Raw genomic sequence first — 17196 nt, 5'->3', positions numbered from 1 at the left:
AAGCTAATGAGCGAATAGGGGACGAAAGTCCGGGCAGTACGTCAAGACGAAGCTGCTTGAATCGAAGAAGGAGCGGCCCGTGGCGGGCGCGCTCCTTTTGGCTTCTATTCGGTTCGCTTTTGCTCCGGCTTCGGAGCGGAAGCGCAGCTTCCGGACGGGCAGGAGCGATTCAGGGCGCATGAGGCGCAAGCGCCCTGCTTGCTTTTGCGGATATGCCGGATCAGCGTCCAGCCGGCGTAGCCGAAGATAGCGGATACGAGGGCAATTTCGAACCAGGGCATTACCATCATCCTTTCTTACAGGTAGCCAAGCCAATGACCGACGGTCGTGACAACCAGCCCCACGGCATAGGCGAGGACGAGCGAATAGCCGATCGAGAACCAGGTCCACCGCCATGAAGCCGTCTCCTTGCGCAGGATGCCGACGGTCGCGAGACAAGGGACGTACAGCAGCAGGAACACGCAGAATGTATAAGCGGACAGCGGCGTGAAGGCTTGGAAGATCTGTGCCTGCAGCATCGCCGCATCCGGCGCATGATAGATGATGTTCATCGTGGACACGACGATTTCTTTGGCCAGGAACCCGGTCAAGAGCGCGGCTCCGGCTTGCCATGTCCCGAAGCCTAGCGGTGCGAGCAGCGGGGCGAGGAAGCCGCCGATCATCGCCAGGAAGCTGTCGTCCATCTCTACGCCGAGCCCGCCGGGACCGGCGTAGGTGAGGAACCAGATCAGGACGGAGCCGCCGAGAATGAAGGTGCCTGCTTTGCGGACGAAGCCCTTGCCCTTCTCCCATGTGCTCCGGAACAGCGTCTGCCATTGCGGCATGCGGTAAGGCGGCAGCTCGACGATGAAGATGCCGTGCTCTTCCTTCATCAAGCTCTTCGTGAACAGCTTCGCCAGCAGCAGCGACAGCACGATGCTGAGCAAGTACAGACTGAGCACGACGATCGCCTGATGCGCCTGGAAGAACACGCCGGCGAACAGCGCATAGACCGACAGCCGGGCGGAGCAGGACATAAGCGGGACGAGCAGCGTCGTGACCAGCCGTTCCCGCGGCTGGTCGATGGTGCGTGCCGCCATGATGCCCGGCACGTTGCAGCCGAAGCCGATGACGAACGGGATGAACGCCTTGCCGTTCAGGCCGGCCGCTTCCATGAGCCGGTCCATGACGACGGTGACCCGGGCCATATAACCGGAATCTTCTATGAACGAGATGAAGAGGAAGAGCAAGAAGATTTGCGGCACGAACACCAGCACGCCTCCGACCCCGGCGATAATGCCGTCCTCCAGCAGCGCATGCGTGAAGGAGGAGGCTCCCGCCGCGTCCAGCAGCGCCGCTGCTCCATCGGTCAGCGGCCCGGAGAAGAACGCGTCCAGCGCATCCGACAACGGCGTGCCGAGCCAATCGAAGGTCACTTTGAAGGTCAGGAACATGATCAGGAAAAATATCGGAATACCGAGCCACCGGTTCGTGACAATATTATCGAGGCGCTCTGTCATGGTCCGGGCCGGACGCTGCTCCACATGGACCGACGAAGCGATGGCCTGGCGGATGAAGTCCGTCCGGATGCTGCGCAGCCGCTGCGGAAGATGGAGCGCGGCGCCGCTGTCCTGCAAGCGTTGCTCGGCTTCTTCGAGAATACGCCCGATTTGGCGGGCTTGTTCGGCGCCGACCCGCTTCTGGACAGATTGGCGAACCGTCTCGTTCTTCTCGATATACTGCAGTGCCGTCCACCGTACCGGAACGGCATCATCGCCGGGTAGAAGCGCGGCGATCCGCCCGATTGCCCGCTCCACCTCATCGCCGTAATTCAACTCCAGCGGGCTGCGCGGTTCGCCTGTCTGCTCAAGCCGCGATGCCGCGGTGCCGCCTGCTGCGGGCCCGCGAGCCGAGGGCTGCGAAGATGCATCTTCGGCTGCCTGCGGCTGCAGGCGCTCCAAAATATGGGCGATGCCCTGCTTCTTGCGGGCGTTCACCGGAATGACCGGGACGCCGAGCGCGGCGGACAGCTTCGCGGAATCGATATGAATGCCTCTTCCGGCCGCCACATCCGTCATATTGAGGGCGACATATACAGGCACGCCATACTCCAGCAGTTGTACAGTCAGCATAAGGTTGCGTTCCAATTGGGAGGCGTCCACGACATTGACAATCGCGTTCGGGCATTCGTCGAGCAGGTATTGCACGGCGACGCTCTCATCTTTGGACATCGGATGAAGCGAGTAGATGCCCGGCAGATCAATCAGGGCGCCTGCCTGACGATGCAGCCGCCCCACCTTTTTCTCCACGGTTACGCCTGTCCAGTTGCCGACGTATTCGTAGGAGCGGGTCAGGGCGTTGAACAGGGAAGTTTTGCCGGTATTCGGATTGCCGACCAGCGCGGTAGTCTGAGCGCTCATACCGCATGCACCCCGATACGACGGGCCTCGCTGCGGCGAATGCCGATCAGCTGGCCGTTCGCTCCGAGCGTAAGCGGTCCGCCGAGCAGGCCGGCGTGCATGACCTGGACATGCGTGCCTTCCTCGACTCCGAGCTCCATCAAGCGCCGGCAGACAGCTGGATTGGCTTCGGACAGATCGCAGATACAGCCTGTCTGGCCAGGCTTGAGTTCGCATAGCGGGGTCATTGCTAGAGCAGGACGGGGAAAATGAAGGCCCATCGTGTTCATCCTTCTTTCTGTGCGCGGAATATAGTTGACAAATGGTAATGAGAATCTTTATCAATTGGTAATCGGATTTTATCACAGCCATGTCCCGGAATTCTGTGATTTTGATCATGGCCAAAAGAAAGTGACCTGACATTTTCTGAAGCATGTTTCCTGCGGAAACAATTTTGCTGTCCATGCAGTCTTGCCTGCGGCGCTCCCGCATCGAATGCAAGCCATCTTCCCAATGCTCGAACACCGGCCTTTTTGAACACGCGTTTAGCTATGGAATGATTGTAAAAAGTAGAATCGCGATGGAGAAAGAAGCTGGATTTCCTTTACTTTGAGAGGCGTTCTCTATTAGAATAGAGAGAAAATTATTTTTGAGAAGGAGATAGCGGGATGAAAACGAATCATTGTAAAATTATCGACTGCACCATTCGCGACGGCGGTCTCGTCAATAACTGGGATTTCAGCGTCGAGTTCGTGCAAAGCTTGTATGCCTCATTGAACGAATCGGGCGTCGATTATATGGAAATTGGCTACAAAAATTCGCCGAAATTGCTTAAAGGCGCTGATGAAGCAGGCCCTTGGCGATTTTTGGATGACGATTTCCTGCGTAAAGTCATTCCGCAAAAAGGAACAACCAAGCTGTCGGCGCTCGTTGATATCGGGCGGGTGGACGAAAATGATATTTTGCCCCGTTCCGAGAGCATGCTCGATCTGATCCGTGTCGCTTGCTACAGCAAGGACGTCGACAAAGCGCTTGATCTGATTCAGCTTTTCCACGATCGGGGTTATGAGACAACCATTAATATTATGGCGCTCTCCAACGTGATGGAGAACGATCTGATTGAAGCCTTCGCCATGATTAAGGACAGCCCGGTAGACATCGTCTATATTGTCGATTCCTACGGCAGCCTCGATCATAACGATATACATTACCTGGTGCACAAGTTCAAGGAGCATCTGCCGAACAAGCGCCTGGGCGTGCACACGCACAACAATATGCAGCTCGCCTTCTCCAATACGCTGGTGGCGGCAGAGCTGGGCGTCGAGATTCTGGATGCCTCAGTCTACGGCATGGGACGCGGAGCGGGGAATTGCCCGACCGAGCTGCTCCTGACGCATCTGAAGAATAGCCGATACCATATGCGTCCGGTGCTCGGCTTCATCCAAAATTATATGCTGACTACGCGCGAGAAATGGGAGTGGGGTTACCTGATTCCTTATCTGGTCACCGGAACGCTCGATGAACACCCCCGTTCTGCGATGGCGCTGCTCGCCTCCGACGAGCGTGACCAATACGTCGAATTCTACGACCGCATGACGACGCCGGAAGTCAGTTTTTCCCAGAAGAAGCCGGAATAATGAAATAACATGCAGACGGCCCGCTCCCAAAACAGGGATGCGGGCTGTTTTTTCATGACGCAATGCTGTGCGGGGCGTTCTTCAATCGTTCGTCAATCCATGCGGATATATTGTCTTTGGCCCGTTTTCGCATTGTAGTATACCTGGTATTTATAACCGTCGCGCGGATCGATAAAAATTTCCTTGGTCGGAGCATAATCGGCGTTGATGCCGATCGCGTCGCGAGGATTGTCGACTTGCTTGTACCGCTTGTCATAATAGGTTTTGCCGATGATGATGAGGATGATCAGGCCAAGCAGAGGGAGCCCGTATACGACTAACGCCGTACCTATCACTACCCACATAAGGTCCTTACCTCTGAGCCGGTCTCAGCTTGACGACCGTTCCGTAAGCCACGATCTCGCTCATATTCTGGGCGACGTCGCCGCTGTCGAAGCGCATCATCGTGATGGCATCCCCGCCCATCGCGTGCGCGTTCTCGATCATCCGATCCATTGCCTGACGCCGGGCATCCTCGATCATCTGGGTATATTGCTTGACTTCGCCGCCGACCAACCCTTTCAAGGAAGCCATAATGTCTCCGCCGATGCCGCGGGCGCGGACGACGACGCCAAATGCGGTGCCAAGCACTTCAGTGACTTCATAGTTTGGGATATTTTCGGTTGTTGCAACGATCATGCTTACCATCTCCTTCGCGGGGCAAATGTATGCATCCACCCTATATATACCTAATACGCCGCAACTTGACTTGCGTTTCAAGGCGGCGATTGGCGCAAGTTCATTGTAAATCATAGTATACTCAAAATGAATAGCGGATTGCCGCAGATTTTATTGGAATGCAGCGCTAAATTGGTTATTATGGATACTAGATGACAACAATGTGGCTTGCAGGATGACGATGACAATGAGGAGAGAAGGATATGAAAGTCAGTATTTTTGATGTGGCCAAAAAAGCTGGCTTGTCTGTCGTAACGGTATCCCGTGTCTTGAACAATGCTCAAACTGTTCGAGAAAAGAATCGCCAAAAGGTTCTGCAGGCGATGAAAGAACTGGACTATCACCCGAATGCGGCGGCACGAAGCTTGGCGAAAGGCAAAACCGGAGTCATCGGCATGATTGTCACGACGCTTCAGGACTCGTTCCTGGACAGCATCGTGCAAACGGTGTCTTCGCTGTTGAAGGATCACGGATATTATCTTGCCTTGTCAGTCGCGAATTATCCCCAGGAGGAAGGCGTGGGGAGGGATTTTATCGAGGAGGACCGGGTTGATGGATTGCTCCTCCTGTCGCCGATTCATGAATTGTCCTACTTGACGGAGCTGCGGAACCGGAATATTCCGTTCGTGCTCATCGATCATCAGACCGTGCAGCCGGACGTTCACGGCGTCACCGTCGACAATTTTACCGGAGGCTATGAAGCGACCCGCCATCTCGTCGAACTGGGGCATCGTTCCATCGCCCATATCCAGGGACCGGACTTCTTCCTCAGCTCGATCGAGCGGGAGCGCGGATTCAGGCAGGCGCTGGCGGAAGCAGGCTTGGAGCCCTTCGCGGTGGAGCCGGGCGAGTTCTCGATTGAATCCGGTTACCAGGCGGTTCGCAAATGGCTGAATCAAGGGCAGCTGCCGACGGCCTTGTTCGCCGCCGACGACTTCACGGCGTTGGGCGCAATCAACGCGTTGACAGAAGCGGGGCTGCGGGTGCCGGAGCATATGTCGATCGTCGGGTATGACGATCAGGTTCTTGCCTCCGAGCTGCGGCCGCGTTTGACCACGATGCGTCAGCCGGCCGTGCAGATCGGGAAGGCGGCGGTGGACATGCTCGTCAAGCAGATGAACGGCGTCTCGCTCACCAACCGGACCGTCCGTCTCAATTCGGAGATTATCGTCCGGGAATCGACGGCAGCGCCGCAATCGCAATGAGAACAGTCACGGCCATCGTCTCATTGTCTGCAGGCAGGCGGCATGAGCTCCCATGCGGGATCTCATGCTTTTTTGCTGGGAAGGGGAGCGGGACAAGAACGGCAGACGGGAGCATCATCCGGCGGGCCAGAGTCTGGACGGCAGAATGAGCGGGGGGATGCGCAAATGAGCGACAAGATGATTAAGCGGTTGATATTATGGATTCCGACATTGACGATCGGGCTATGGGAATATGTCAGACATTCCTTTTTGCTTCCTTATTTGTCGATGGACATGGGCAATATATTGGCTCCGATCATCGTGTTCATCGTATCGGCGACGCTGCTGACGCGCCTGTTCAAGAAGCTGGACGATACGCAGGCGACGCTCCGGCGGGAGCAGCGGATGACGGCGGCGCTGGAGGAACGGGAGCGGCTGGCCCAGGAGCTGCATGACGGCATCTCGCAATCGTTGTTCATGCTGTCGGTCAAAATCGACCGGCTGGAGTCATGCCCCCCGGAGGAGAAGCAGGGTCAGCTGGATAAGCTCCGTCAGACGGTCCGGCATGTGTATGACGATGTGCGGCAAGCGATTGCCAACCTGCGGACCGTACCCCAGGAAAAGGATTTTACCTGGTCGCATCCGTTCATGCAGATGATCGAGGATATTCATAAAGATACGGAGTGGGAGATGGATGTCGCCTGGTCCATCCCGGAAGAATCGCTGACGATTAAGGAGAAGATTGCTTTGTTCTCCTGCGTGCGGGAAGCATTGACCAATGTGAGGAAGCATGCGGACGCGAAGCATGTGCGAGTCATTGGGCGGCTCCATGGGGATGGCTTCGAATGCGAGGTGCGGGATGACGGCACGGGGTTCGCGGGCGATCCTTGCGCCGCGGCCGGGAAGTACGGATTGAAAATGCTCCGGGATCGGGCCAGGACGCTGGGCTGGCATTTCGAGATGAGGCGGGAGTCCGGACAGACGATTATGCGCGTCTCGAAGCGCGGTGCCGCCGAACGGCTGGCCGGGGCGCGGTAGGATCAAGCGAGAGGAAGGGGATGAAGAATATGGGAGGACAACCGGTGTTCCGCGTGTTGATCGCAGACGATCATGCGCATGCGCGGGAAGGGATGCGGGATATATTGGCGATCGATCCCTCCTTCGCCATCGTGGGCGAGGCGGTGAATGGAGAAGAAGCGATTGCGATGACCGAGACGGTCATGCCGGATATGATCCTGATGGATATCTCGATGCCGGTGATGGACGGGCTGGAAGCGACCAAGCATATTAAGGAGCGGTTCCCTTATGTCAAAATTGTCATGGTAACCGTATCCGACGATATTACCCATTTGTTCGAGGCGTTGAAAAAAGGAGCCCAAGGCTATCTTCTCAAAAACTTGCAGCCATCGGCATGGCACGAGTATTTGCGGGCGATCGCCATTGACGAGGCGCCCATGTCGAAGGAACTGGCTTTTCGCATTTTGCAGGAATTCTCCACCAAGAACAGCAAAGCGCCGGCGCATTCCCCGCTCACGATGCGGGAGCGCGAAATATTGGAGCGGGTGGCCAGGGGCGAGTCGAACAAGGAGATTGCCGCCCAATTTTCTTTATCCGAGCATACGGTCAAAAATCATCTGAAAAATATTTTGCAGAAGCTTCATCTGGAGAATCGCGTGCAGTTGACGCGGTACGCCCTGGAGAACGGCCTCGTCGACTCTTAAAGAGCGATGCGGCCGTCATTTTCCCGTGACCCGGGCGGTTCGGGATGGCTGATTTTACCGGTTCATTTTTTTGTAAATTGGCTTGCATGATACTCAACTATATGGTATATTAATTCTTGTCAAAAGTTACTTTGTTTCGGGACGTAGCTCAGCTTGGTAGAGCACCTGGTTTGGGACCAGGGGGTCGCATGTTCAAATCGTGTCGTCCCGACCATCTGTTGTTGATTGGACACACTCGGTCAGTTTTTGCGGGATCTGGGTGTGTTTTTTGGCCTCTGCGGGTGTAGTTCAATGGTAGAACGCTGGCTTCCCAAGCCAGCAGCGTGGGTTCGATTCCCATCACCCGCTCCAATTTTTTCTTCATAACCTTTTACTACTTTTGCCTTGGTCGCTGCGACCGGGGCCTTTTTTGGTTTTCAGGCCATGCTGCATAGGCGGATACGAGAAAAACCGCTTCCCGATAACCTGCCGGTCGGGAAACGGCTGCTCGTCATGCTTCATTTTCGATGCCGGAGCCGCCGGGATGGCGACTCCGGTTCTTCTTATAATGCTTGCTTGCCTGCCCGTTCGCGCCAGTAGTTCAGCAAATCCTCCAGCGTCCGTTCCAGCGGGATCTCCGGCTTCCAGCCCGTCTGCCGGGAGAATTTGGTGTTATCGCCCAGCAAAATCTCCACATCCGACGGCCGCATCCGGCTCGGATCCGTAACGATGTCGATGTTGACACTGCTGAAGGAGAGCAGCAGGTTCAGCATCTCGCGAATCGTGACGCAGGATCCGGAGGCGATATTGTAGCATTCGCCGGGTTCGCCTTTCTCCAGAGCAAGCCAATAGGCCCGCACGACATCCCGCACGTCGGTAAAGTCCCGCTTCGCGTTCAGGTTGCCGACATGGACGACCGGCGCCCGAAGCCCCTTCTCGATCTCGGCAATCTGCTTGGCGAAGTTGGACGTCACGAACTGCTCGCCCCGGCGAGGGCCCGTATGGTTGAAGGTACGGGTGCGAAGCACATGCAGACCATAGCTTTTGAAATATTGGTAACCAAGATAATCTTGTGCTGCCTTGCTCACAGCATACGGACTCAGCGGCCGCAGCGGGTTGTCCTCGGTAATCGGCGTCTCGTGAGGCTCGACATGGCCGTATTCTTCGCTGGAACAGGCGATCTGGATCTTGCAGTCAAGATCGTGGCGGCGGACCGCCTCGAAAATATTGAGCTGCCCCGCCACATTGTTCGTAATCGTATCGACGGGAGAATTCCAGGAGGTCGGGACGAAGCTCTGCGCCGCCAGATGGAAAATCAAATCCGGCTTTTCCTGCGTCAGCAGCGTCTCGACCGAGAACGGATCGCGCAGCTCGCACTCGACCAGATGAATCATGGATTCGATATGGCGGATATGCTCCATTCGGCTCCGGTTGCGGATCGTTCCGACGACCTCAACGCCCCGATCCAGCAAATATTCCGCCATATGGCTTCCGACAAACCCGGAGACACCGGTAACCAGCGCCTTCATGTAAGGGAATCACCTCTCTCATATAGTTGCGGCATGGGGGCGGAGATTGCTGGCTCCGCTCGCCCGGCACATACCTAATCATCAGATGCCACATCTTATGGGATTCACCTATAAAAGGCCACGGCATTCGTACCGGTTTCTGATTTTTTTGCCTAGAGGGCTGCGTCATGCTCCCGCTCAATGTCATTCGCGTCGCCGTCAGGAAGGAACTTCGCGACATCAGGCGGAATGCCATGCCGCATGCAGTAGCTCTCCTTCGTGTCGCCGGGCAGCGCCTCGGTGCTGTCCAGGAGCAGCCGGAGCGCGAACTCGTTCGCCTGCCGCTCGAATTTGCCGACGGAGAACAGCGTGTTCCGCTCGATGAAAAAATGGCCGGTTCCCGTATGCAGCCGGTCGTGGGCGAGCTCATGCGCGCAGACGAAGCGCTGCCACTCGAACGGCAGATCGGTATTGATCACGATATAGCGTCGGCGCAGCTTGCGGTAATAGAATCCGCGCGTCGAATTGCCGAGCCGCGCTTGCTTGACGATTATGTTCAGCCGCTGCGCCAGTTGAAAAGGACAGTTCGTTTTGTATTTCCGAATCAGCTTGCTTACGATGTTCTCAACATCCATGCCATGCACCCCGCGGTTTCAAGGTTCGAATGTTCATTCCGTTCGCTTCGGCTTCCGTTTGTTCCTCTTCTTCGCATCCCAGAACAAGGCTTCCAGCACTTGAATCACCCGTTCGCGGTCGTCTTCGTCCATCGGCACGCCGTCGAACATCACCTCCGGATCTTCCTCCAGCATTTTGCGGAAATCACGCTTGTCCTTGGCGGTGGCCCATTCCGGTATCGTGCCCGCCGCATGCAGCGCGAGCGGGTTGTCCGTCCGCCCGAGCAGATAGTCGGCAGAGGTGTGCAGCATATCGGCCAGGCGTCCGATAATATCGCTCGGCGGCGTCGTGCGTCCCGCTTCATAGTTGGCCACATTGGCGCGCTTCATCCCGAGCGCATGGGCGACGTCATCCTGGGAGAGGCCGTGCTTCAAGCGGAGCTGCTTGATTCGTGAACCCATCACTTCTCTGTTCTTGCCAGTCATCGTTATCACCCTCGTCCTTTAATATATGAGCATCAATTCATCGTTGACGCTCACTTCGGCGGTATGGTATGCTTGCAGTATAACATTGCGAACATTTGTTCTCAACAGTTTGGTGCATGTTGTTGAAAATATATTTCTTTCAGTATAGATCGTTATTGTAAATAACGAAAGAGGTCTTTTTCCTAGGTTGAGGGGATTTGGGATGGTTGGTTTAGACAGCCAGCATGAACCCTTATTATTTTCTGATTGTTGTTTTTAATAACTTTTTAAAGTTTTTTATATTTATTTTATTTTATAAATAACGAATTGGGGAGTGGTTCACGATGTTGGCAACCATTAATCGGGCAGAGACGCGCAAGCGGGTGGAATCGGTGTTGGCTGTGGCGAAGCTGTACCGCAAGGCCGGTGCCGTACGGCGGGAGATGCGGACGACGCTGGCTTATATTCCCCGTTATCACGGCACGACGCACAAGGTCGGGAAGCCAGTCGAGGAGACCGCGGTCCACAATGTTGAGAGGGAGCAATATATGAAGACCGTCCATGACAATGTGACCAAGGCGATTGCCCATCTGGGCGAGGCGGAGCGGGGCGTGATCGAGCGCTGCTACCTCAGCCCGCAGAACAGCACGCCGGATTATTTGCTCTGCCATGAGATGAATGTTAGCGAACGCACCTTCCGCCGCATCAAGGCACGCGGGGTAATGGAGCTGGCTTTCCTGCTCGGGCTGGAAGTGTATGCGGAGTAGCGGTAATAGGATGTGGGATCAAGAAGTGTATATTACTGATGTACCGATCGCTAGATCGAACCAACGCTCGTTGCGGATTTCCGTGACGGGCGTTTTTGATCGGCATGAATGAGTTGGTGCAATGGAGCTTCCTGAACTGGAAGTGAACGGCTGTTTTGAATCTTCCCGAATGCCATGGCACCGTCAATCCGTCTCAGGCCTGCCGCCTGTCCTCGATTTGGCCGGATGGTGGCACGCAGACGGGCGGCTTCCGGTGATAAGATAGTAGTGTGAAGTGGTGTGCCACCGGACCCGCGGTTAAGGCGGAACGTGGACAAGCCATGAGTAGAGACCATTCGGATGATGATTCCGGGTGGTCTTTGTTTTTGGAGAGGATGCAGTGACTGCTTCACAGGTACGCCGGATTGCAGGGGGGGAGAAAATGTGCACAGTGCCGAGATTCGGCAAGGCGTGATGCGGCGGCTTGAGGAGATCTTCCCAGGTATGCCGGTGCTGGATGCCGAGGCGGCAGCGGACGCGATTGCGCCGTACTGCGCCCTCCGTCTTCGCAGCGGCAGCAGGCAGCGCATAGGGGAGCGCCGCTATGCGGCAGCGTGGCAGGTGGAGGTCGACTATGTGCCAGGAGAGACCGGGGAACGGCCGCATCCCGACGAGGTCGCCGACGCGCTGTATGACGCGCTGGAGTTCGTCGACTTCGGGAAGATGCGCTGCCGCGGCGCCGAGATGAGCCACGAGTACCCGGATCATCTACTGCGCTTCCGGGTGCAGTATGCGCTCACGCTGCTGCGGGAGCGGGAGGCGGGCAGCAAGATGGAAGCAATGAAGCAGGAGGGGCGGATTCGAGATGAGCATTGATGGGCAAGAGACGGCTTACACGAAGGCGCAATGGCTGGAAGCGAAGGCGGACAGCGGACGGGAGCGGGATATGCTGCATGCGCTGCTCCGCGAGGACGGCATGTATACGAAGGCGCAGGTTGCTGCGCTGCTGTACCAATTTATGATTCAGGAGGTATTGTGATGGCTGGAGGAACATGGATGACGCAGAACAAAGTAAGACCGGGCGTATATGTGCGCTTCGACTCGGAAGCGGGCCCGATGGGAACGGTGGGAGAGCGCGGGGTTGTGGCCCTGCCGCTGAAGTTGAGCTGGGGACCAGCCCGTCAGGTGCTGGAACTGCCAGCCGGAGAGACGACTTTCGAGCTTCTTGGTTATGAGGTGACGGACAAGGCGCTGCTGTTGGTGCGCGAAGCATTCAAGCGGGCCAAGACGGTGCTGTTGTATCGGTTGAATGAAGGCGCCAAGGCCCAGGCGACTCACGAGGGATGGAAGGCCATTGCCCGCTGCGGCGGCGTTCGCGGGAACGACATCGTACTCGTCGTACGTCCGAACGTTCTCGACGATACGAAGATGGACGTTATTACGAAGATCGCGGGTCGCGAGGTCGATCTTCAGACCGTCGCCCAAGCAGAGGAGCTCAAGGCCAACGCTTGGGTGGAATTCGAAGGCAGCGGAGCGCTGGAGGCGATCGCGGGCTTGCCGCTGACTGGCGGCGAGGACGGCGCGGCGACGAATGAAGACCATATGAACTTCCTGGATGCGCTGGCGGTGCAGGATTTCCATGCGGTGGCCCTGCCGTCGGAGGAGAAGACACTTGCTTCCGTATATACCGCCTTCATCAAGCGGATGCGCGAGGAGGAAGGGAAAAAGGTTCAGGCGGTGCTGCCGAACTATCCGCTGGCGGACAGCGAAGGCGTCATCAGCGTGAAGAACGGAGTCAAGTTAGCGGACGGCACTGTGCTCGGCCCAGCCGAAGCGTGCGTGTGGGTGGCTGCCGCTACGGCTGCGGCGGCAATGAATGAGTCACTCACCTATACCGCGTATGAAGATGCGATCGACGCGGACGTGCGGCTGACGAACCGCCAGGTCGAAGCCGCACTGGAGGCGGGCGAGTTCGTATTCGTCCATCAGCGGGGCCGCGCGGTGGTCGAGCAGGATATCAACAGCTTTACGTCTTATACTCCGGATAAGGGCCGCGTTTTCTCCAAAAACCGGGTCGTTCGAGTGCTTGACGGCATTGCCAACGATATGAAGCAGTTGTTCGAGACGTCCTATGTCGGCAAGGTGAACAACAACGGCGACGGCCGCCAGTTGTTCCGCGGCGAATGCATCGCTTACCTTGACCAGCTCGTGCGCTTGTCCGCGATTCAGCCATTTGATGCGCAGACCGATGTACAGGTCACAGCCGGCGATACGAGCGATAGCATCGTCATTCAACTGGCGGTGCAGCCGGCAGACGCCGTAGAGAAAATTTATATGAAAGTGAAGGTGAAGTAACATGGCATTGTTGCAGGCGAAGGATACGATTTCGGGCCGCGAAGGCCGGGCATTTGCTCAGATTGACGGTAAAAACGAGGAAATGTTCTATGTGAAGACGCTGGAGGCGAAGATCGAAAAGCAGAAAGCGGAAGTCAAGGTGCTCGGCAGCCGAAGCGTGCAGCATAAGGCAGCGGGCTGGACGGGAACCGGCAGCATGACGATCTACTATATGACGCCGCTGTTCCGCAATATGATGCTTGATTATATCAAGCATGGCAAAGACACGAACTTCATTATCCAGATTACGAATGAAGATCCGATGTCCTCGATTGGCACGCAGACGGTATGCTTGAAGAACGTCAATCTGAACAGCGTCGTCATGGCGAAGCTGGATACGGAGAGCGACGTGTTGGAAGAGGAAGTCGAGTTTACGTTTGATGACGTTGATATTTTAAATAACTTCAATAGCATTTCGTAATTATAAATAACATTCGAGGTGAGAGCAGCAATGAGTTCATTGCGATATTTTTTGGCCCAAAATGCGGAGGCGAATACGGAGACGGCTTATGTCGTCTCTGCCCGCTTCAAGGATGAACAGGGAGAGCCGGTGCCATGGCAGCTTCGCAGCATCAGCGAGGTCGAGAACGAGCAGTGCCGCAAGGCCGCGACCAAGCAGAAGAAGGGCAAGGGAGGTACCGTAACGCCGGAGATTGATTTCAATGAATATACGGCGAAGCTGATCGTGGCGAGCGTCGTCTTTCCGGATCTGAAAAACTCGGAGCTGCAGCAATCGTATGGCGTCATGGGCGCGGAAGCGTTGCTTCGGAAGATGCTCCTGCCGGGAGAATATGCGGCGTTGCTGCAAGAGGTTCAGGAACTGAATGGCTTCAATCAGGACATGAACGAGCTCATTGATGAAGTAAAAAACTAATCCGGGAGGGCGACGGCGAAGCGAACTATGCCTATTACGCCCTCCACAAGCTTCGCATTCTGCCGCATGAGCTGCTCGCTCTGCCCGAGCGCGAGCGGGCAGCCATCTATGCGATGATCGACATCCGCGTGGAAGAAGAACGCCGCGCGCAGCGCAAGATGAAGAAGCGGTAGAACCAAACGCAGATTGTTGAGCCTTCTCTTTTACCCAATGAGCAAGTATAGGGAAGGCTTGCCGTCTGCCGGGGAAAGGAGGAGAGTTCATGAACGAGAAGCAGCTTATCATCTTCAAGCCGCCACAGCCGCCGGCTCCTGTCGTGCTCCCCCAGCGTGTCAACCGCATGCGGAACGATTGGAGCTTCGAATTCAACCCGATGCTGAAAATGATGGGGATGACGCATCTGAGAATCATGGCTTCGATTGATGAAGTCGTGAAGAAGTCATTTCATTCGATGACAGAGTCATGGAAGCAGCTTGCTGCGCACGCGGGCAAGGAATGGAGCGATGCGGCTCACAGCTTCACAAAAGCGGTTGAAGCAGCAGGCGCCTCCGCAGTGGAAGCAGGAGGGGCCACAGAAGAGAAAGGCAAGGAACAGCAAAAGAAGAAGGGCAAGGATAAAGAAAAGATAACGGTTGGGCAGAAAATGAAAAACGCGGCCCTTCCCTTATTGAACGCGCTCCAGACGATGGGCGCCCAAGCGATTCAGAATGCGGCTGCGGCGGAAGATTTCCGTTCCCGCTACCAGGCGCAATATGGCAATGCGCAGCAGGGAGCGGCGGTGTTCGAGACGATGAGGTCCCAAGCGCTCAAGTCGGGGCGTGATGTGAACCAGTCATTGGAGTCCGGGCTTGTGCTGACTTCGATATCGAAAAATGCCAATGATGTCACTAAGATGAATGAAATGGTCCAGCGCTTGGCCGCCTTCCGGCCGAACGAAAATGCCGCCGGACTTGCAGGCTCGATGAAGGAGGCTTACTTCGGGAAGGCGGATGGCCTGCTTGGGCAGTTGAATCTGCCGATCAATGAGGACCTGCAGAATAAAATGGAGTCCTTCGGCCAGACCGGGAATTTGGACGGTTTCCTGGAGGCCTTCGATGAACTGATAACCAAGGCCGGGATGAGCCAGGAATCTCTTGCTCTTTTGATGGAAAGTCCGGTGAAGCAATGGGAGCTTGCCGTCAATCGCTTCCAAGGCATGCTGGCCTTAATGGGCGAGACGGCCATGATGGCGTTCGGCCCCGTACTGGAATTATTGAATCAGGCATTTGAGGAAGGGCGGTTCAACGGCTTTTTCGAAGCGATTCATGGCGGATTAAGCTTGCTTGGATCCATCACGGAAACGGTCGTGGGCTTTCTGCTGGAAAACTGGAGCCTGGTCGAAAATGCCCTCGTTGCCATCGGCATCGTTGTTGCCGCGGTCGCTGCGATCTGGCTCGTTCAGTGGCTGATTGCGGCTTGGCCGATTTTTGCGATAGTAGGAGCGATTTTTCTAGTCTTAGAAATATTAAATTATTTCGGTGTGTCTACAGGAACCATAATTGGTGCTATTATAGGCTACTTTTTTGCTCTCGGCGCATCAATCAAGAATGTCATTGCCTTTGCATGGAATCGTATAGTGGCATTTGGGGAGTTCTTTGCAAATATATTCAAAAATCCCATTTATGCAGTAAAAAAACTATATTACGATTTGTTTAAAGACATTGTAGAATTCTCTTTTAACGCGATTAATTCGATCATTCGTGGCATCAACAAGGTCATTACTTTTATAAATAAATTAACTGGCTCCACATTTGAGACAGTTAACGAGTGGAGCACGGATTGGGTAGAAAAAATGAAGCCCACAGCGGACGGGGATGATTTGGTTGATCTTTCAGACTACCGCATGGAGCAGACTAACATAGCGGATGCGTTTCAAAAGGGCCAGGATTTCATAACTAAAAATAGTGGCTTCACAAGCGATTTGATGAAGAAGGCAGCCGATCCCGGCCCAACAGGAACAGACCAGTTCAAGCCAATCGCCACGGGCATGAATGCGCCGCAAATCTCGAAGGTAGGAGAAGTCGGCAAAATCGGCAAGGTTGAAGGCGAGGTCGACATTTCCGACGAGAAGCTGATGATGATGCGGGAGCTGGCGGAGATGGACAGCATTCAGAACTTCGTGACGCTGACCCCGACGGTGCAGGTGTCCACAGGCGACATCCACCAAGGCTTTGACTTCGATACGCTCATCAACCGGATCGAACAGAAGCTGGAGGAAGAGTTCGTCTCGACGGCGGAAGGGGTGTACGGCTGATGAATGAGTACCGCATTTTTCTGAGCATCAACAATCAGGAGCAGGTGATGGAGCTGCCCGTCAACCCGCCGCAGCTGCAGGTAAGCGAATCCGGGAATCTGTCCTCGTTCGACATTATCGGACTGGGCGAGGTGAACGCGATTCAGCCGATGAAGCTGGCCGAGCTGCAATTCAGCAGCCTGTTCCCCGTAGGGCCGGCCCCATATGTTCATGTCCCTCCTGAGCGGCTGCTCCAGCCGAAGGACTATGTCGAGATGCTGCGCGGCTGGATGAAGCGGCAGCGCCCGATCCGGTTCGTGCTGACCTCGCCTTCCATGCGCATCAATCTGGCGATGGTCATCGAGAAGTTCACATGGTCGGAGTCGTCGGGCAGCGTAGGGGATATCGATTATGAGCTCGGTTTGAGGGAATATCGCTTTTTCCATGCGCATAAAATGACGAAATCCGCGAATTCGAACGTGAATAGCAAAGTCACGATTCAGAAGGCTCCTCCAGAGCGGCCGGATGAGCGCATGATTCCTTCCACCTATACGCTTGGCCCGGGCGAATCGCTATGGGCGGTAGCCAGACGATTTTTCAATGATGAGAGCAAGGCTGTTGAGATTCAGCGCCTGAACGGCCTTCGGAGCGATGAAGTCAAGGATCTGGAGCAAGGCCGGAAGCTGCGGCTGCGGTAGGAGGTGTAG

General features: G+C 55.6%; 21 protein-coding genes and 2 tRNA genes. 14 read left to right on the top strand and 9 right to left on the bottom strand.

Annotated features, from left to right (window positions below):
• Positions 1-104: 104 nt before the first annotated feature.
• The 3 genes from L6439_RS20930 to L6439_RS20920 are packed head-to-tail and all read right to left on the bottom strand — an operon-like array spanning position 105 to position 2659.
• Positions 105-281: a FeoB-associated Cys-rich membrane protein gene (locus tag L6439_RS20930; protein ID WP_237096570.1), complete on the bottom strand. Its 177-nt coding sequence runs from the start codon at positions 279-281 to the stop codon at positions 105-107.
• Positions 282-296: 15 nt separating this feature from the next.
• On the bottom strand, positions 297-2399 hold the full coding sequence (gene feoB / locus L6439_RS20925; protein WP_213469184.1) for a ferrous iron transport protein B: 2103 nt from the start codon (positions 2397-2399) through the stop codon (positions 297-299).
• Positions 2396-2659, bottom strand: a complete 264-nt coding sequence (locus tag L6439_RS20920) for a FeoA family protein (RefSeq protein ID WP_213469183.1) — start codon at positions 2657-2659, stop codon at positions 2396-2398. Before L6439_RS20920 ends, feoB begins: the two co-directional genes overlap by 4 nt.
• A 387-nt stretch (positions 2660-3046) precedes the next feature.
• Here L6439_RS20920 and L6439_RS20915 point away from each other — a divergent pair, with 387 nt between their 5' ends.
• A complete protein-coding gene (locus tag L6439_RS20915) occupies positions 3047-4015 on the top strand; it encodes an aldolase catalytic domain-containing protein (RefSeq protein ID WP_213469181.1) in 969 nt (322 codons plus the stop codon).
• A gap of 92 nt (positions 4016-4107) precedes the next feature.
• Here the strand turns inward: L6439_RS20915 and L6439_RS20910 are convergent, their stop codons facing one another.
• Both L6439_RS20910 and L6439_RS20905 read right to left on the bottom strand, forming a co-directional pair.
• Positions 4108-4359, bottom strand: coding sequence for an HD family phosphohydrolase (locus tag L6439_RS20910; protein ID WP_213469179.1), 252 nt, complete (start codon positions 4357-4359; stop codon positions 4108-4110).
• A gap of 7 nt (positions 4360-4366) precedes the next feature.
• Positions 4367-4693 (bottom strand): YbjQ family protein, encoded by a 327-nt coding sequence (locus L6439_RS20905; RefSeq protein ID WP_119794202.1) that lies wholly within the window; start codon positions 4691-4693, stop codon positions 4367-4369.
• A gap of 242 nt (positions 4694-4935) precedes the next feature.
• On the opposite strand from L6439_RS20905, the gene L6439_RS20900 reads away from it, so the two are divergent.
• The 5 genes from L6439_RS20900 (at position 4936) to L6439_RS20880 (ending at position 7988) form a co-directional block, all read left to right on the top strand.
• On the top strand, positions 4936-5937 hold the full coding sequence (locus L6439_RS20900) for a LacI family DNA-binding transcriptional regulator (RefSeq protein WP_168182321.1): 1002 nt from the start codon (positions 4936-4938) through the stop codon (positions 5935-5937).
• Positions 5938-6102: 165 nt separating this feature from the next.
• Positions 6103-6954 (top strand): sensor histidine kinase, encoded by an 852-nt coding sequence (locus L6439_RS20895; protein ID WP_213469178.1) that lies wholly within the window; start codon positions 6103-6105, stop codon positions 6952-6954.
• Between the two features lie 29 nt (positions 6955-6983).
• Positions 6984-7637: a response regulator gene (locus tag L6439_RS20890; RefSeq protein ID WP_168182319.1), complete on the top strand. Its 654-nt coding sequence runs from the start codon at positions 6984-6986 to the stop codon at positions 7635-7637.
• 137 nt (positions 7638-7774) lie between these two features.
• Positions 7775-7851, top strand: a tRNA-Pro gene (locus L6439_RS20885).
• Between the two features lie 63 nt (positions 7852-7914).
• A tRNA-Gly gene (locus tag L6439_RS20880) sits at positions 7915-7988 on the top strand.
• Positions 7989-8179: 191 nt separating this feature from the next.
• On the opposite strand, the gene L6439_RS20875 is transcribed toward L6439_RS20880, so the two are convergent.
• The 3 genes from L6439_RS20875 to L6439_RS20865 form a co-directional block, all read right to left on the bottom strand.
• Positions 8180-9145: a GDP-mannose 4,6-dehydratase gene (locus L6439_RS20875; RefSeq protein WP_168182318.1), complete on the bottom strand. Its 966-nt coding sequence runs from the start codon at positions 9143-9145 to the stop codon at positions 8180-8182.
• Between the two features lie 152 nt (positions 9146-9297).
• Positions 9298-9759 (bottom strand): ImmA/IrrE family metallo-endopeptidase, encoded by a 462-nt coding sequence (locus tag L6439_RS20870; RefSeq protein ID WP_168182317.1) that lies wholly within the window; start codon positions 9757-9759, stop codon positions 9298-9300.
• Positions 9760-9792: 33 nt separating this feature from the next.
• Positions 9793-10224, bottom strand: coding sequence for a helix-turn-helix domain-containing protein (locus L6439_RS20865; protein WP_197259518.1), 432 nt, complete (start codon positions 10222-10224; stop codon positions 9793-9795).
• Between the two features lie 323 nt (positions 10225-10547).
• On the opposite strand from L6439_RS20865, the gene L6439_RS20860 reads away from it, so the two are divergent.
• The 6 genes from L6439_RS20860 to L6439_RS20835 all read left to right on the top strand — a co-directional run bounded on the left by L6439_RS20860 (position 10548) and on the right by L6439_RS20835 (position 14217).
• Complete coding sequence (locus tag L6439_RS20860; RefSeq protein ID WP_213469177.1) at positions 10548-10970, top strand: ArpU family phage packaging/lysis transcriptional regulator; 423 nt, start codon at positions 10548-10550, stop codon at positions 10968-10970.
• Positions 10971-11393: 423 nt separating this feature from the next.
• Complete coding sequence (locus tag L6439_RS20855) at positions 11394-11825, top strand: phage tail terminator family protein (RefSeq protein ID WP_213469176.1); 432 nt, start codon at positions 11394-11396, stop codon at positions 11823-11825.
• Positions 11815-11988, top strand: a complete 174-nt coding sequence (locus L6439_RS20850; protein WP_213469175.1) for a hypothetical protein — start codon at positions 11815-11817, stop codon at positions 11986-11988. Before L6439_RS20855 ends, L6439_RS20850 begins: the two co-directional genes overlap by 11 nt.
• The gene (locus tag L6439_RS20845) at positions 11988-13304 is read left to right on the top strand and encodes a phage tail sheath family protein (RefSeq protein ID WP_168182313.1); all 1317 of its coding nucleotides are present in this window, start codon (positions 11988-11990) and stop codon (positions 13302-13304) included. The genes L6439_RS20850 and L6439_RS20845 overlap by 1 nt, the downstream gene beginning before the upstream one ends.
• Position 13305: 1 nt before the next feature.
• Complete coding sequence (locus tag L6439_RS20840; RefSeq protein WP_168182312.1) at positions 13306-13764, top strand: phage tail tube protein; 459 nt, start codon at positions 13306-13308, stop codon at positions 13762-13764.
• A gap of 30 nt (positions 13765-13794) precedes the next feature.
• Complete coding sequence (locus tag L6439_RS20835; RefSeq protein WP_213469174.1) at positions 13795-14217, top strand: phage tail assembly chaperone; 423 nt, start codon at positions 13795-13797, stop codon at positions 14215-14217.
• Here the strand turns inward: L6439_RS20835 and L6439_RS20830 are convergent.
• The gene (locus tag L6439_RS20830) at positions 14214-14396 is read right to left on the bottom strand and encodes a hypothetical protein (RefSeq protein WP_168182310.1); all 183 of its coding nucleotides are present in this window, start codon (positions 14394-14396) and stop codon (positions 14214-14216) included. The genes L6439_RS20835 and L6439_RS20830 overlap by 4 nt on opposite strands.
• A gap of 83 nt (positions 14397-14479) precedes the next feature.
• Here L6439_RS20830 and L6439_RS20825 point away from each other — a divergent pair, with 83 nt between their 5' ends.
• Entirely contained in the window at positions 14480-16510 is a 2031-nt protein-coding gene (locus L6439_RS20825; RefSeq protein WP_213469173.1) for a phage tail family protein, read from the top strand.
• Positions 16510-17187 carry a LysM peptidoglycan-binding domain-containing protein gene (locus tag L6439_RS20820; protein WP_213469172.1) on the top strand — a complete coding sequence of 226 codons (678 nt, stop codon included), beginning with the start codon at positions 16510-16512 and terminating at the stop codon, positions 17185-17187. The genes L6439_RS20825 and L6439_RS20820 overlap by 1 nt, the downstream gene beginning before the upstream one ends.
• Positions 17188-17196 lie beyond the last annotated feature (9 nt).

The organism is Paenibacillus dendritiformis (assembly GCF_021654795.1).
In the GTDB taxonomy this organism is placed as follows: Bacteria; Bacillota; Bacilli; order Paenibacillales; family Paenibacillaceae; genus Paenibacillus_B.
Note: the sequence above shows the minus strand (reverse complement) of the source record. Positions and strands in the feature narration are given on the sequence as shown.

Excerpts from the sequence above, each read along its gene's own strand:
- L6439_RS20915 (WP_213469181.1), top strand. The coding sequence starts at position 3,047 with ATGAAAACGAATCATTGTAAAATTATCGACTGCACCATTCGCGACGGC.
- L6439_RS20920 (WP_213469183.1), bottom strand. The coding sequence starts at position 2,659 with ATGGGCCTTCATTTTCCCCGTCCTGCTCTAGCAATGACCCCGCTATGC.
- L6439_RS20930 (WP_237096570.1), bottom strand. The coding sequence starts at position 281 with ATGCCCTGGTTCGAAATTGCCCTCGTATCCGCTATCTTCGGCTACGCC.
- L6439_RS20825 (WP_213469173.1), top strand. The coding sequence starts at position 14,480 with ATGAACGAGAAGCAGCTTATCATCTTCAAGCCGCCACAGCCGCCGGCT.
- L6439_RS20870 (WP_168182317.1), bottom strand. The coding sequence starts at position 9,759 with ATGGATGTTGAGAACATCGTAAGCAAGCTGATTCGGAAATACAAAACG.
- L6439_RS20900 (WP_168182321.1), top strand. The coding sequence starts at position 4,936 with ATGAAAGTCAGTATTTTTGATGTGGCCAAAAAAGCTGGCTTGTCTGTC.
- L6439_RS20865 (WP_197259518.1), bottom strand. The coding sequence starts at position 10,224 with ATGACTGGCAAGAACAGAGAAGTGATGGGTTCACGAATCAAGCAGCTC.
- L6439_RS20835 (WP_213469174.1), top strand. The coding sequence starts at position 13,795 with ATGAGTTCATTGCGATATTTTTTGGCCCAAAATGCGGAGGCGAATACG.
- L6439_RS20840 (WP_168182312.1), top strand. The coding sequence starts at position 13,306 with ATGGCATTGTTGCAGGCGAAGGATACGATTTCGGGCCGCGAAGGCCGG.
- feoB (WP_213469184.1), bottom strand. The coding sequence starts at position 2,399 with ATGAGCGCTCAGACTACCGCGCTGGTCGGCAATCCGAATACCGGCAAA.
- L6439_RS20895 (WP_213469178.1), top strand. The coding sequence starts at position 6,103 with ATGAGCGACAAGATGATTAAGCGGTTGATATTATGGATTCCGACATTG.
- L6439_RS20905 (WP_119794202.1), bottom strand. The coding sequence starts at position 4,693 with ATGATCGTTGCAACAACCGAAAATATCCCAAACTATGAAGTCACTGAA.
- L6439_RS20850 (WP_213469175.1), top strand. The coding sequence starts at position 11,815 with ATGAGCATTGATGGGCAAGAGACGGCTTACACGAAGGCGCAATGGCTG.
- L6439_RS20890 (WP_168182319.1), top strand. The coding sequence starts at position 6,984 with ATGGGAGGACAACCGGTGTTCCGCGTGTTGATCGCAGACGATCATGCG.
- L6439_RS20875 (WP_168182318.1), bottom strand. The coding sequence starts at position 9,145 with ATGAAGGCGCTGGTTACCGGTGTCTCCGGGTTTGTCGGAAGCCATATG.
- L6439_RS20860 (WP_213469177.1), top strand. The coding sequence starts at position 10,548 with ATGTTGGCAACCATTAATCGGGCAGAGACGCGCAAGCGGGTGGAATCG.
- L6439_RS20910 (WP_213469179.1), bottom strand. The coding sequence starts at position 4,359 with ATGTGGGTAGTGATAGGTACGGCGTTAGTCGTATACGGGCTCCCTCTG.
- L6439_RS20820 (WP_213469172.1), top strand. The coding sequence starts at position 16,510 with ATGAATGAGTACCGCATTTTTCTGAGCATCAACAATCAGGAGCAGGTG.
- L6439_RS20845 (WP_168182313.1), top strand. The coding sequence starts at position 11,988 with ATGGCTGGAGGAACATGGATGACGCAGAACAAAGTAAGACCGGGCGTA.